This is a genomic window from Arthrobacter sp. efr-133-R2A-120, assembly GCF_030209835.1.
In the GTDB taxonomy this organism is placed as follows: Bacteria; Actinomycetota; Actinomycetes; order Actinomycetales; family Micrococcaceae; genus Arthrobacter.
This window is the reverse complement of record NZ_JARVRF010000019.1, coordinates 80,005-94,080: the sequence shown is the minus strand read 5'-3', so window position 1 is coordinate 94,080 and position 14,076 is coordinate 80,005. Positions and strand designations below refer to the sequence as shown.

The following is a 14,076-nucleotide window of genomic DNA, read 5'->3' as shown; positions in this document are numbered from 1 at the left end:
CCTATTACCCTAGCTAAGTTTCAAGGATTTCGCCGGTGGTAATGTTCACGGCTGGAGCGGCCTCGCCCGAGGCGCCCGCCGCCGCCAGATGGCTGACGACGGCTTCCGCCAATGCCGGGCCGATCCCCTTCGCGGCTGTGAGTTCGAGTGCCGTCGCTGCCTTGATTTTCTTGAGGGAGCCGAAATGCGCCACGAGCGCCTTCCGTTTTGCTTCGCCGAGGCCGGGCACGCCGTCGAGCGCGGACACCGTCATGGCCTTTCCACGCTTCTGCCGGTGGAAGGTGATGGCGAAACGGTGGGCCTCGTCGCGGATGCGCTGGAGCAAGTAGAGTCCCTGCGAAGTGCGGGGCAGAATCACCGGGAAGTCGCTGTCCGGCAGCCAGACTTCTTCGAGCCGCTTGGCGAGGCCCACGACGTAGACGTCGTCGATCCCCAGTTCCGCGAGTGCCCGCGCGGCCGCATTCACCTGGGGCTGCCCGCCGTCGACGACCACGAGGTTGGGCGGATAGGCGAATCTCGCCTTGGCTCCCGTGAGGGCGGCATCGTCCGACGACGACGGCGGCTCCCCGACACCGGGGTTCGGAACTTCTCCGCTCTTGGGAAGCTGGGCGGATTTATCCTGCAAGTAGTGCCTGAAGCGCCTCGTAAGGACGTCGTGCATCGCAGCGGTATCGTCTGTTGCCGCCGCACCGGTGATGGAGAACTTCCGGTAGTCAGCCTTCTTGGGGAGGCCGTCCTCCACCACCACCATGGATGCAACCACGTTGGTGCCCTGCACATGGGAAATGTCGTAGCACTCGATCCGGAGCAGCGGCACGGGAAGCTCGAGGGCTTCCTGCAGTTCCTGCAGCGCCTGCGAGCGGACGGTGATATCGCCGGCCCGCCGGACTTTGTGGAGCTTCAGGGCCTGCTCGGCATTTTCTCGGACGGTGGACATGAGGGCGGCCTTGTCACCGCGCTGCGGCACCCGGATATCCACCTTGGCGCCCCTGAGGCCACCGAGCCATTCCAGCAGTTCGTGATGGTTGCTCGGAATCTCCGGCACGAGGACTTCGCGCGGAATACGGCCCTGGTTGTCGCTGTCCTCTCCGTACACCTGTTGCAGCAGGTGCTCGATGAGCTCCGGAGTGGTGGCGTCTTCGACCTTTTCCACGACCCAGCCCCGCTGGCCGCGCACCCGGCCACCCCTGACGTGGAATACCTGCACGGACGCCTCGAGGTCGTCGTCGTGCAGGGCGAAGACGTCCGCGTCGGTGTCTTCGGAAAGCACCACGGCGTTGCGCTCGAACACTTTGCGGAGGGCGATGATGTCATCCCGGAGCCGCGCGGCCCGCTCGTAGTCCAACTCGGCGACGGCGGCGCCCATGTCCTTTTCGAGGCGGGTGATGAAGCGTTTCGCTTCGCCGCCCATGAACGAGCAGAAGTCTTCGGCGATGGCCCGGTGCTCTTCGGCGGTGACACGCCCGACACACGGGGCCGAGCATTTGTCGATGTAGCCGAGCAAGCATGGCCGGCCACTGGCCTGGGCGCGCTTCAGCACGCCGGGACTGCAGCTACGGACCGGAAAGACCCGCAACAAGGTGTCCATGGTTTCGCGGATGGCGCCGGCCGTATACGGTCCGAAGTAGCGGGTTCCCTTGCGGCGCTCCCCGCGCATGACCTGGACCCGGGGGAGCTTCTCCCCCATGCTCACGGCAAGGTACGGATAAGTCTTGTCATCGCGGAAGACGACGTTGAAGCGGGGCTTGAATTCCTTGATCCAGGTGTATTCGAGCTGAAGCGACTCAAGCTCGCTGCCCACCATGGTCCACTCGACGCTACTGGCCGCATGCACCATCGCATGCGTCTTCGGCAGCAAACCCGCAGGGTTGGCGAAGTATGAGTTCAACCGGGAGCGGAGGTTCTTCGCCTTGCCCACATAGATGACACGGCCGTGTGGATCCCGGAACCGATAGACACCGGGGGTGGTGGGGATTTCTCCCGCCTGGGGTCGATAACTCGCTGGATCTGCCACAGATCCAGTCTAGTAAGGGAAAGACGTCACCCTGTACGCACCGGCTTCGCGGAGAGTTACCCCGCGGATTTGCTCTGGTTGTAGCTGGTGGAACGTTCCTGGCCGCTCAATACCGCAATGGCATCCATGATCTTGTCCGTCACTTCGCGCCGGGCAGGCAGGGAATGGTCCGGGCCTGTCTTCTCGAAGTACAGCGGCTCGCCCACCTTCATGGTGAAATGCTGCGGGCGGACAGTGTTGCGGTCCACCGGCTGCAGCTTGTCCGTGCCGATAAGGCCAACCGGCACGACGGGTGCCCCCGTGGTCAGGGCAAGCCAGCCGACCCCGGTGCGCCCGCGGTACAGCAAGCCGTCGCGGGAGCGGGTCCCCTCCGGATAGATGCCGATGCCCCGGCCGTTCTCCAGGATGTCCAGGAGGGTCTTGAGGGCCTGCACACTGGCCGCCTGTTCTCCGCGTTCCACCGGAATGGATCCGACAGCCTCGAAGAACGCCTTCATCGCGCGGCCTTTGAAGCCTTTGGTGGTGAAGTACTCGGCCTTGGCGAAGAAGCCCACCGGGCGCGGCATCAAGGCCTGGACAATCACGCTGTCCAGAAAGGACAAATGGTTCGGGGCCACAATGAAGGGCCCTTCCTTGGGCACGTTTTCCAGCCCGATGACCGTGGGCCGGCAGGTGCTGGAAATCAGTCCGCGCGTGGTCCAGCGGATGACATCAAAGGCTTCCATCGTTCTGCACCTCGCTCAGGGCCGCCGCGCGGACAGCGTCAAGTTCTTCGATCTTCTTCAGCAGCTGCTCCGCGGTGTCCACGACGGCGACGGCGCCTGCCTCCTGAAGTTCGCCGTCGGGCGCAAATCCCCAGCTGACCCCGATGCAGTCAAGGCCATTGGCCATCGCACCGGCAACATCCTGATGGCGGTCCCCGACCATCACCGCGGGCTGGGAACGCAACGTGGCCAGCGCCGCACCAACAATTGCCACTTTGCCCGGAGCTGTGTTGGCCGCCATTGATTCGTCGTCCGAGGCACCGCAAATGGAAGCAAAGAAATCGGCAATGCCGTGGTGCTCCAACACGACGTGCGCCAAGCCCTGGGGTTTCTGGGTGGCCACGGCAACCGGCCGCCGCGACTCCGCGAAGAACTCCAGGAGCTCACGGATACCGGGATAGAGCCGGCTTTGGCCGATTCCCACAGAACGGTAGTAACCACGGTAAAGGCCAATGACTTCGTCGACTTTTGCCGCGGGAACCCCGGCAATGTGCTCCAGGGAGTCGCTGAGCTTGGGCCCGACCATGGAGTCCAGCACTGCTTGTTCCGGGACACGGAGGCCCATTTCGCGCAGGGCCGCGGCGATGCCGCCGGTTATGCCACCTGCAGGATCGACAAGGGTGCCGTCCAGATCAAAGATTACGGGCACCATTGTTTGAGTCACCGGGTTAGTTTCTCACGAGTTGAGGCATGCCTGAAACTCACATGCCGGCCAGGGAATACTTCGGCTTCAAGCGAAATATTCCCCGGCCGTTCCCGCAGGACTAGCCGAGAATCTCCGCCAGGAAGGCAGCGGTGTGGCTTTCCGTGGACTTTGCAACCTGTTCGGGCGTGCCCGTTGCCACGATGCGCCCGCCGCCCGAACCGCCATTGGGGCCAAGGTCCACGATCCAGTCGGCGGATTTGATGACGTCGAGGTTGTGTTCAATGGTGATGACCGTGTTGCCCTTGTCCACGAGGCCCTGGAGCACCATGAGCAATTTGCGGATGTCCTCGAAATGGAGGCCCGTGGTGGGCTCGTCCAAGACGTATACGCTCCGGCCATTCGAACGCTTCTGCAGTTCCGACGCCAGCTTCACGCGCTGCGCCTCGCCACCTGAAAGCGTGGTGGCGGGCTGTCCGAGCCGGACATAGCCGAGACCGACGTCGACGAGGGTGTTCAAATGCCGGGCGATGGGGGTGAAGGCGGCAAAGAACTCGGCACCCTCCTCGATGGGCATGTTGAGGACGTCCGCGATGGTCTTGCCCTTGTAATGGACTTCCAGGGTCTCCCGGTTGTACCTGGCACCGTGGCAAACCTCGCAGGGAACATATACGTCCGGCAGGAAGTTCATCTCGATCTTCAGGGTGCCGTCACCGGAGCACGCCTCGCAGCGGCCGCCCTTGACGTTGAAGGAGAAGCGTCCGGGCTGGTATCCGCGGACCTTGGCTTCGGTGGTTTCCGCGAAAAGCTTCCGGATGTTGTCGAACACGCCGGTGTACGTGGCGGGGTTGGAACGCGGGGTCCGCCCGATGGGACTCTGGTCCACGTGGACCACCTTGTCGAGGTGCTCGAGGCCTGCCACGGAACGATGCCGGCCGGCAACTTGCTTTGCTCCGTTGAGTTTGTTGGCAAGAACCTTGTAAAGGATCTCGTTCACCAGGGTGGACTTCCCTGAACCGCTGACGCCCGTGACTGCCGTGAAGAGGCCCAGCGGGAAGGTCGCGTCAACGTTGTTCAGGTTGTTTTCGCGTGCGCCGATGACCTTGAGCTCGCGCTTCTTGTCATACTTGCGCCGCTTCGCCGGGATGTCGATCTTGCGTCGCCCGGACAAGTAGTCACCAGTCAGCGAGTTCCGGTTTTCCAGAAGCTCCTTATAGGAACCGGAGTGAACCACCTGGCCGCCGTGCTCGCCGGCGCCGGGTCCGATATCCACTACCCAGTCGGCCTCGTGGATGGTGTCTTCGTCGTGTTCGACCACGATCAGCGTATTGCCCAGGTCCCGAAGCCTGGTCAGCGTTTCGATGAGGCGGCGGTTGTCTTTTTGGTGCAACCCGATGGACGGCTCATCCAGGACGTACAGCACGCCCACCAAGCCGGAGCCGATCTGGGTGGCAAGCCGGATGCGCTGAGCTTCGCCACCGGACAGAGTCCCGGACGGCCGTTCGAGATTCAGGTATTCGAGCCCGACGTCCAGGAGGAATGTCAGGCGCGCCTGGATCTCCTTGAGGACCTGATGGGCAATCTGGGCCTCGCGGTCAGTGAGCGTGAGGCTGCCGAGGAAGTCGGCGCAGTCCCTCATCGGGAGGGCCGCTACTTCAGCGATGGACTTGCCGTTGATCAGCACGGAAAGCGATGCCGGGTTGAGCCGGGCGCCATTGCATTCAGGGCAAGGAATCTGGCGCATGTACTCTTCGTAGCGGTCGCGCGCCCAATCGGAGTCCGTTTCACCGTGCTTGCGGTGAACATACTGGATGGCGCCCTCGAAGCCCGTACTGTACTTGCGCTCACGGCCGAACCTGTTGCGGTACTGCACGACAACCTTGTGGTCCTTGCCATGCAGCACGGTTTGCCGCACTTCCTGCGGCAGTTTCTCCCACGCCGTGTCCATGGAGAAGTCGAGCTCCAAGGCAAGGCCTTCCAGGAGCCGGTTCCAGTATTCCGTGGTGGCCGTGCCCAGCGACCAGGGCGCGATGGCCCCCTGGTTCAAGGAAAGTTCCGGGTTGGGGACCACCAATTCTTCGTCGACCTCGAGCTTGGTGCCGATACCGCTGCACGCGGCACATGCGCCGAAGGGGTTGTTGAAGGAGAAGGAGCGTGGCTCGATTTCGTCGATGGCCAGCGGGTGCTCATTGGGGCAGGCAAGGTGTTCGGAGAAGGCCCGGATCCGGGCGGGGTCTTCGGCGTCGAGGTCCACGAACTCGGCAAGTACGCGTCCTTCCGCGAGTCCGAGCGCGGTTTCGATCGAGTCGGTCAGCCTCTGGCTGATCCCTTCCTTGACCACCAACCGGTCCACAACCACTTCAATGGAGTGCTTGAATTGCTTGCCGAGCTTGGGCGGATCGCTCAGCTGGACGAGGTCACCGTCCACCCGGGCACGCGAGTATCCCTTGGCAGTGAGTTCTTTGAAGAGCTCGACGAATTCACCCTTGCGTCCACGGACCATGGGAGCGAGGATCTGGAAGCGGGTGCCGGATTCGAGCTCCAGCAACTGGTCGACAATCTGCTGCGGCGTCTGGCGCGTGATCGGCTCGTGGCACACCGGACAATGCGGCCGGCCGACACGTGCCCAGAGAAGGCGCATGTAGTCGTAGATCTCGGTGATGGTGCCCACGGTGGAGCGCGGGTTCTTGCTGGTGGACTTCTGGTCGATGGAGACTGCCGGGGAAAGACCCTCGATGAAATCCACGTCCGGCTTGTCCACTTGGCCCAGGAATTGGCGGGCATAGGCCGACAATGACTCCACGTACCGGCGCTGGCCTTCGGCGAAGATGGTGTCGAAAGCCAAGGATGACTTACCTGAACCCGACAAACCGGTGAAAACGATCATGGCGTCACGGGGAAGGTCGAGATCGACGTTCCGGAGGTTGTGTTCGCGCGCTCCCTTGACCACGAGCCGGGACAGGTCATGTCTTACGGGCGTGGAAGGTTGCTGCGCGGAAACGCTTGTGAAGGATTCGACGGCGGGGACTTCAGCTACGGCTTTAGGCACCCACTAATGCTAATCGAAAACTTCTTCGAATTTCCATGTGGCTTCCCACACCCTACCGATGGGTATCAATCGGCGTCATAAGCGGCTGCCAGAAGCTGGACAGCCTCCGCGAAACTGGCGCCCTGCGCTTTGGCCGCCGCCGAGTAACTCGCGGCGACCGCTGCCAATGCGCTCCAGCGGTCATCCCGGGCACACACGACTGTTCCGTTGCGGCCACGGGTTGCAACCACTCCCGCAGCTTCAAGTTCCTTGTAGGCCCGGGCCACTGTGTGGGGGGCGACATCCAACTGTTCAGCCAGGCTGCGCACCGCGGGAAGTTTGGTACCGACAGCCAGGGTGCCGCCGTCGGCCAACTCGATAATCCGGAGCCGAAGCTGTTCATACAGTGCGACGGTGCTGGACTGATTGGGACGCCACGAACCGGGAAACCCGAGCGGGCTCATGAGGCTTCCCTCTCCCCTTGGCTGGCGCGATGCTTGGCGGACCTCACGGGCATCGCGGCGAGTTCGCCGCCACCGGCGGCATACTGTGCTTCGTGCAAGCGGGCGTAGTGCCCGCCGCGCTCCAACAGCGAATGATGGGTGCCGTGTTCAACGATCCGTCCGTGGTCCATGACGAGAATTAGATCAGCGTCGCGGATAGTGGACAAGCGGTGCGCAATGACGAATGAGGTCTTGTTGCTCCGCAGACGGTGCATCGCTTGGCGGATAAGGACTTCCGTGCGGGTGTCCACCGAACTTGTCGCCTCGTCCAGGATCAGAATGGGGCGGCCCGAGAGCCTTGCGCGCGCGATGCTCAGCAATTGCCTCTGGCCCTGGCTGAGGGGTTCGCCTCCGTTGCTGAGCATGGTTGAGTAGCCGTTGGGCAGCGAGCGGACAAAGTGGTCAACATGGCTTGCCTCGGCCGCGGCCACGATCTCTGCTTCGCTGGCGCCCGGAAGTCCATACTCAATGTTCTCCCGGATGGTGCCAGTGAAAATCCACGGATCCTGGAGAACGACGCCGAAATTCCGGCGGAGCGCGTCACGTCCCAGGCCGGCGATGTCCACGCCGTCGATGGTGATCCTTCCGGATCCGAGTTCGTGGAAACGCATGAGCAGGCTGACTAGCGTGGTCTTCCCCGCTCCGGTGTGCCCGACAATAGCAACGGTCTGTCCCGGTTCCACGTGGAAGGACAGGTCCTCGATCAGGGGCGCATCCGGCCGGTAGCTGAAGGAGATGCGTTCGAAGGCAACCCTCCCCGCAGGGGAATCGGACTGGAGATCAAGCCCTGCCTCAAGCCCCGAACCGGCGTCGGCGCGGGAACCAGCGTCCCGTTCCGCCGGTTCCCCCGTCAATTCCGCGGCGTCCAACAGCTCGAAGACCCGGCTGGCGGAAACTGCGCACGATTGCAGGACCTGGGCCATTCCGCCGATCTGGCCCAGCGGCTGGCTGAAGAGCCTGTTGAATTGGATGAACGCTTGAATGCCGCCAATGCTCATCGCCCCCGCGAGGAACTGCAGGGCACCAACAATCGCAACTCCCACATAGCTGGCGTTCGAGACGAAGGCCATGAGGGGTACCAGCAACCCCGAAGCGAACTGTGCCTTGGAACTGGCGGCGTACAGGCCGTCGTTGTGGGTAGCGAAGCGGACCGCCATCGCAGACTGGGCGTTGAAAAGCTTGATGGTCTCGTGACCTGTGGCTGTCTCCTCCACGAGGGAGTTCACGTCTCCCGTGGCTTCCCACTGCCGGACGAAGTGTTTCTGCGAGCGTCGGGTCACGATAACCGATGCCAAGGCCGATACCGGAACAGCCAAGAGGGACACCACGGCGAGGAGCGGCGAAAGAAGGAGCATCATCCCGAGGGAACCAATGACCATCAACGTCGAGGTCAAGAGCTGGGAAAGGAGTTGGTTGAGCGTTTGCGACACGTTGTCGAGGTCGTTCGTGGCACGGCTCAGGACGTCGCCCCGGGAGCGGCCGTCGTAGTAGGCGACGGGAAGCCGGTGCAGTTTCGCTTCCACGGCTTCCCGCAGCTCGTACGCGAGCCGCTGGACGGCAAGGGCGTTGAGGCGGCCCTGCGCCCAGCTGAGCAATGAAGTGACGCAGTACATGGCCGCGGCCACGAGCAGCAGGAAGACGAAGCGCCCAGTGTCGAACTGCGCGCCGAACACGGCAGCCGCGATGACGTCGGTGGCGTCTCCGAGTATTTTGGGGGCGGCGACATTGAGCGTGACAAAGCCGCAGATGCACAGGATCGCCGCCGTCATGACTCCGCGGGCGGGCTTCATCAAGCCAACCAGGCGGAGGAGCGAGCGCGATGGTTTCCCTGTGGCGGCGAGTTGCTCGCCTTCGCTGCTCATGCGGCTTCTTCCGTTTCCAGCTGGGACGCCACGATTTCCCGGTAGGTCTCCGAGGACTCAAGAAGTTCGTCGTGGGTTCCCTTTGCCACCAGGCGGCCCTCGTCGATGAGCAGTATCTGGTCCGCCGACACTACGGTGTTGACGCGCTGGGCGACGATGATGACGGTTGCCCCGCGGAGTTCCGGTTCAAGCGCTGCACGGAGCTTTGCTTCCGTCACTGTGTCCAGCGCCGAGAAGCTGTCGTCAAAGAGGTAGACAGATGCGGGGCGCAGGATTGCGCGGGCTATGCATAGGCGCTGTCGCTGACCGCCGGAGAGACCGGCACCGCCTTGGGACAACGTGGTTTCCAGTCCTTGCGGCAACTCGTTGACGAAATCCGCTGCCTGGGCCGCCTCAAGGGCATGCCACAATTGCGAATCTGTCGCGGACGGTAGTGAAATCCGCAGGTTCTCGGCGATGGTTCCGCGGAACAGCCAGGTCTCCTGGGGCACGACGCCGAGCTGGTCGCGCAAGGCACCGAGGGGAACGCCAGCGATGTCCCGTCCATCGAGCGAGATGCTGCCGCTGGTCGCCTCAAGCAGTCTTGGCACAAGGCTGACGATGGTCGACTTGCCGCTTCCCGTGGAGCCGATGACCGCCGTCGTGGTTCCCGGGGCCGCATGGAAGGTGATGTTTTCCAACACGGGCGTTTCGGCCCCCGGGTAGGCGAAAACGACATTGTCGAAGCGCAGGCCCTCCGCCTGCGAGGTGCCTGCAGCCATCCCATCGGCTGTGTTTCCCGGCAGGACCGTTTCAGATTCCGTCTTGAGCACCTCGGTGACGCGTTCGGCGCTGACAGCCGCGCGGGGCGCAGTGCTCAACACGTACATTGCCATCATGATCGCCAGGAGGATCTGCATGATGTACGCGATGAATGCAGTCAGCGCACCCAACTGCATGTCTCCGGCAATAATGCGATGGCCGCCGAGCCAGACCACGCCGGCGGAAGAGAGATTGACCACGGTCATGACGAGCGGAAGCATGGCCGCGACTATCCGGGCAGAACGGAGGTTGTTCTTTGTCAGGGCGTCGTTGGCGGCCTCGAACCGTTTCATCTCGAACGGCTGGCGGACGAAAGCGCGGATGACCGCGGTCCCCAGGATCTGTTCTCGGAGCACGCCGTTGATCCGGTCCACCAAGCCTTGGCCCTCGCGATACAGCGGGACGAGCTTGCGGACAATCAACAGCATGATGACCAGCAACACGGGAACGATGGCGAAAACGATCCAGGACAGGGCAACGTCCTGTTCGACTGCCAGGATCACGCCGCCGATGCCCATGACGGGTGCTGCCACGAGCATGCTGAAAACAAGCACAGTGATGTTCTGCAGTTGCAGGACGTCATTGGTGGTCCTGACCACGAGGCTGGCCGGTCCGAAGGCCGCGACGTCCTGGTCGGGCAGGGAGTGAATCTTGTCGAAGAGGTCCTGCCGCAGCCCGCGGCCGATCTTCATGGCGACAATCGCTCCAAGGTAACCGGCCAGCACGGCGGCAAGCACCTGGACGACCGTGAGAACCAGCATCCAAGCGCCCAAGCGCAGGATCACCTCGCTGTTTCCGGCGACGAGGCCATCGTCAACGATCTTGGCGTTGAGGGTGGGCAGGAGGAGTGTGGCGCCGGTCTGGACCAGCTGCAGGAGAACAATGGCCAGCACGTGGGACTTGTAGGGGGCCAAGCGCTGCAACAGCAAGGATGCCAGCACACTGCCTCCAATCGTTGGCCTCCGGAGCAGCGGATTCCACACGATGCCGCCCCGCGATCGCGTTGCCATTGTAGTTCAGATCACAGTGCGAAACCTTGTAATGGCGGCACTTCCGGAGGCGTGTGGAGCTGGGCCCGATCAGCCCCGCTTTTGCGCCACGGCAAAAATCCGGCGGAAGGCAAACACGGTCCCGTGCCGGTCCCGTGGATAGGCCTCGCGGAGCACGGCTGCGTATTGGTTTTCGAAGGTGCGCGCTTCGTCTTCGGGAAGGGCGGCGAGCACCGGGCGCAGGCCGGTCCCCCGCACCCACTCCAGTACAGGATCGGCTCCCGGCAGTAGTTGCTGGTAGGTGGTTTCCCACGCGTCGGCGTCGCATCCGGCGTCGAGCATGATCCGCAGGTAGTCGGCCGGCTCCCCGACGGCATCGTCGTGGCGGAGCACACCGGAGAGCCTTCCGGACCATTCCGGCGAAGCGGCCAGCTCGCGCATGAGCACGTGGGAAGGCGCGCCGAAGTTTCCGGGGACCTGGAGCGCAAACCATGCGCCCGGTTTCAGCGCTTCCAGCCAAGCGGCGAGCATCGTCAAGTGCCCTGGCACCCATTGGAGCGCCGCGTTGCTGACCACGACGTCGGTGTCCGCTTCCGGTGCCCACTCCGCAATGTCGGCATGGACGAACGAAAGGCCCGGTTGCGCGGCAGCGAGGACTTGGGCCCTCGCCAGCATTTCGGCGGAGTAATCCAGCCCGACGACGGCGGCACCTGGCCATCGCGTCGCGAGGGTCGCCGTCAAGTTTCCCGGGCCGCAGCCCAGATCCACGACGTGCCGCGGATCCTCCGCCAAGATCCTTGAGGTCAGGTCAAAAAACGGCCGGTCGCGGTGATTGCCGAACTCGATGTACTTGGCTGGATCCCACTTCACTGCATCCTCCATCGTCGGTCTCCGTGGTCTGCTCCACCCACACTAAGCTGGAAGGCAATGAAACTTCTTGAGCAGCTCCCCGGCGACGGATCCGTTGACCCGGACGAAATCTATACCCGCTTCGTCGAATGGACGGAGAGCCGCGGGCTTCAGCTCTATCCAGCCCAGGACGAGGCCATCATGGAACTCGCGTCCGGCTCCAATGTCATCCTCGCTACCCCCACCGGTTCCGGGAAATCGCTGGTGGCGATCGCCGCGCACTTCGAGGCGATGTCCCGGGGTTTGCGCAGCTACTACACGGCCCCCATCAAGGCCTTGGTCTCCGAAAAGTTCTTCGCGCTCTGCGACATTTTCGGAGCCGAGAACGTCGGCATGATCACGGGTGATTCAGGAGTCAACCAGGACGCCCCGATCATCTGCTGCACCGCCGAAATCCTCGCCAACATCGCTTTGCGCGAAGGCAAGGAAGCCGAGCTCGGCACTGTCATCATGGACGAATTCCACTTCTACTCCGATCCCCAGCGCGGTTGGGCGTGGCAGGTGCCGCTCCTGGAACTCCCCCAGGCCCAGTTCCTGCTGATGTCGGCCACCCTGGGAGACGTCAGCCGCTTCGAGACCGGCCTGAGCGAACTCACCGGACGGTCCACGACCACCGTCAGTTCGGCCGAACGGCCCATCCCGCTGCATTATTACTTCCAGGAAACGCCGGTCCACGAAACCCTCGAGGAACTGCTGAGCACCAAGCAGGTTCCCGTGTACGTAGTGCATTTCAGCCAGGTCGAGGCCATCGAGCGTGCCCAGAACCTCATGAGCGTCAACATGTGCACCCGCGAGGAAAAGGACAAGATCGCCGAGCTGATTGCCGGTTTCCGGTTCGCCGCCGGCTTCAGCAAGACCCTGAACCGGCTGGTCCGCCATGGCATCGGAGTCCATCACGCAGGCATGCTGCCGAAGTACCGCCGCCTCGTGGAGCAATTGGCACAGGCAGGGCTCCTGAAGGTCATCTGCGGGACCGACACGCTCGGCGTCGGGATCAACGTTCCCATCCGCACAGTCCTCCTGACGGCGCTCAGCAAGTACGACGGCGTTCGCACCCGCCTGTTGAACTCCCGGGAGTTCCACCAGATCGCCGGCCGCGCGGGCCGCGCGGGCTATGACACTGCCGGAACGGTAGTGGTGCAGGCTCCCGAACACGTGGTGGAGAACGCGAAGGCGATGGCAAAAGCCACCGCAAAGTTCGGCGACGACCAGAAGAAACTGCGGCAAGTGGTGCGGAAGAAGCCGCCGGAAGGCTTCGTCTCCTGGGGGCAGCCCACTTTCACCCGTTTGGTGGAGTCCGTGCCGGACCCGTTGACCTCGAGTTTCACCGTGACGCATGCAATGCTGCTCAACTTGATGGAGCGCCCCGGAGATCCTTTCGCCGCTGCCCGCCGTCTCCTCACCGAAAACCACGAGGCACGGCCCGCGCAACTGCAGCTCATGAAGAAGGCCCTGAGTATCTACCGCGAGCTGTTGGCAGCCGGAGTGGTTGAACGCATTCCTGAGGCCGAGCAGGAGAAAGAAGGCCGTTCCGTGCGGCTGACGGTTCACCTGCAAGCCAACTTCGCGCTGAACCAGCCGCTTTCGCCGTTTGCCCTTGCCGCGCTCGAGCTCCTGGATCCGGAGTCGCCGTCGTACGCTTTGGACGTCGTGTCCGTGATCGAAGCGACCCTCGAGAAGCCCCGCCAGATCCTCTCCGCGCAGCAGAAGAAGGCACGCGGCGAGGCCGTCGCAGCGATGAAGGCCGATGGGATCGATTACGACCAGCGCATGGCGATGCTCGAAGAGGTGAGCTACCCGCAGCCCCTCGCGGAGATCCTGGGCGAAGCGTTCGAGGTGTATCGCAAGGCAGCCCCTTGGGTGGGCGACTTTGAGCTTGCTCCCAAGTCGGTGGTCCGCGATATGTATGAGCGCGCCATGAATTTCGGTGAGTTCGTCCAGTTCTACGGGCTGGCCCGATCCGAGGGGATCGTGTTGCGGTATTTGGCCGACGGCTTCAAGGCCTTGCGTCAGACCGTGCCGCAGGACGCGCTCCGCGAAGACCTCGAGGACCTCATCGCCTGGCTGGGTGAACTGGTCCGCCAAGTCGACTCCAGCCTGCTCGACGAGTGGGAAGAACTCACCTCCGGGGTGGCTCCGACGCCGCACGACGCTCCGCCTCCCCCACCGCCGTCGCTCACGTCCAACATCCGCGCTTTCAGGGTCATGGTCCGCAACGAAATGTTCCGCCGTGTTGAGCTGTTCGCGGACGAGGACGCGGCCGCTTTGGGCGAGCTCGACGCCGGCAGCGGCTGGGATGCGGAGCGTTGGGAAGACGCTTTGGACGACTACTTCGACGAACACGACGACATCGGAACCGGCCCCGATGCCCGCGGCCCGGGACTCCTCATGATCACCGAGGAACCCGGCATCTGGCGGGTGCGGCAGATTTTCGATGACCCGGCCCGCAACCATGACTGGGGTGTTTCCGCCGAAGTGGACTTGGCAGCCTCCGACGAGAGCGGCACCGCTGTGGTCAGGGTGATGGCCGTCAACCGCCTCTAGGCGCCTAGTAAGCTCGAAT

The 14,076-nt window shown here is 63.3% G+C and carries 9 protein-coding genes; 1 reads left to right on the top strand and 8 read right to left on the bottom strand.

Going from position 1 to position 14,076, the window contains the following annotated elements; genetic code table 11:
- Window positions 1-13: 13 nt before the first annotated feature.
- From uvrC to QRN52_RS11025, 8 genes are all read right to left on the bottom strand, one after another.
- Window positions 14-2,014, bottom strand: coding sequence for an excinuclease ABC subunit UvrC (gene uvrC, locus QRN52_RS11060; protein WP_284752771.1), 2,001 nt, complete (start codon window positions 2,012-2,014; stop codon window positions 14-16).
- A gap of 56 nt (window positions 2,015-2,070) precedes the next feature.
- Window positions 2,071-2,739 (bottom strand): lysophospholipid acyltransferase family protein, encoded by a 669-nt coding sequence (locus QRN52_RS11055; protein WP_284752770.1) that lies wholly within the window; start codon window positions 2,737-2,739, stop codon window positions 2,071-2,073.
- The gene (locus QRN52_RS11050) at window positions 2,726-3,442 is read right to left on the bottom strand and encodes an HAD hydrolase-like protein (RefSeq protein WP_284752769.1); all 717 of its coding nucleotides are present in this window, start codon (window positions 3,440-3,442) and stop codon (window positions 2,726-2,728) included. Before QRN52_RS11050 ends, QRN52_RS11055 begins: the two co-directional genes overlap by 14 nt.
- A gap of 100 nt (window positions 3,443-3,542) precedes the next feature.
- A complete protein-coding gene (gene uvrA / locus QRN52_RS11045; RefSeq protein WP_284752768.1) occupies window positions 3,543-6,470 on the bottom strand; it encodes an excinuclease ABC subunit UvrA in 2,928 nt (975 codons plus the stop codon).
- 65 nt (window positions 6,471-6,535) lie between these two features.
- Entirely contained in the window at window positions 6,536-6,913 is a 378-nt protein-coding gene (locus QRN52_RS11040) for a GntR family transcriptional regulator (protein ID WP_284752767.1), read from the bottom strand.
- Window positions 6,910-8,814 carry an ABC transporter ATP-binding protein gene (locus QRN52_RS11035; RefSeq protein WP_284752766.1) on the bottom strand — a complete coding sequence of 635 codons (1,905 nt, stop codon included), beginning with the start codon at window positions 8,812-8,814 and terminating at the stop codon, window positions 6,910-6,912. The genes QRN52_RS11040 and QRN52_RS11035 overlap by 4 nt, the downstream gene beginning before the upstream one ends.
- Window positions 8,811-10,625, bottom strand: coding sequence for an ABC transporter ATP-binding protein (locus QRN52_RS11030; protein WP_284752765.1), 1,815 nt, complete (start codon window positions 10,623-10,625; stop codon window positions 8,811-8,813). Before QRN52_RS11030 ends, QRN52_RS11035 begins: the two co-directional genes overlap by 4 nt.
- A gap of 69 nt (window positions 10,626-10,694) precedes the next feature.
- Window positions 10,695-11,474 (bottom strand): trans-aconitate 2-methyltransferase, encoded by a 780-nt coding sequence (locus tag QRN52_RS11025; RefSeq protein ID WP_284752764.1) that lies wholly within the window; start codon window positions 11,472-11,474, stop codon window positions 10,695-10,697.
- A 57-nt stretch (window positions 11,475-11,531) separates the two neighbouring features.
- Between QRN52_RS11025 and QRN52_RS11020 the strand changes: the two genes are divergently transcribed.
- Entirely contained in the window at window positions 11,532-14,057 is a 2,526-nt protein-coding gene (locus tag QRN52_RS11020; RefSeq protein ID WP_284752763.1) for a DEAD/DEAH box helicase, read from the top strand.
- Window positions 14,058-14,076: the final 19 nt, after the last annotated feature.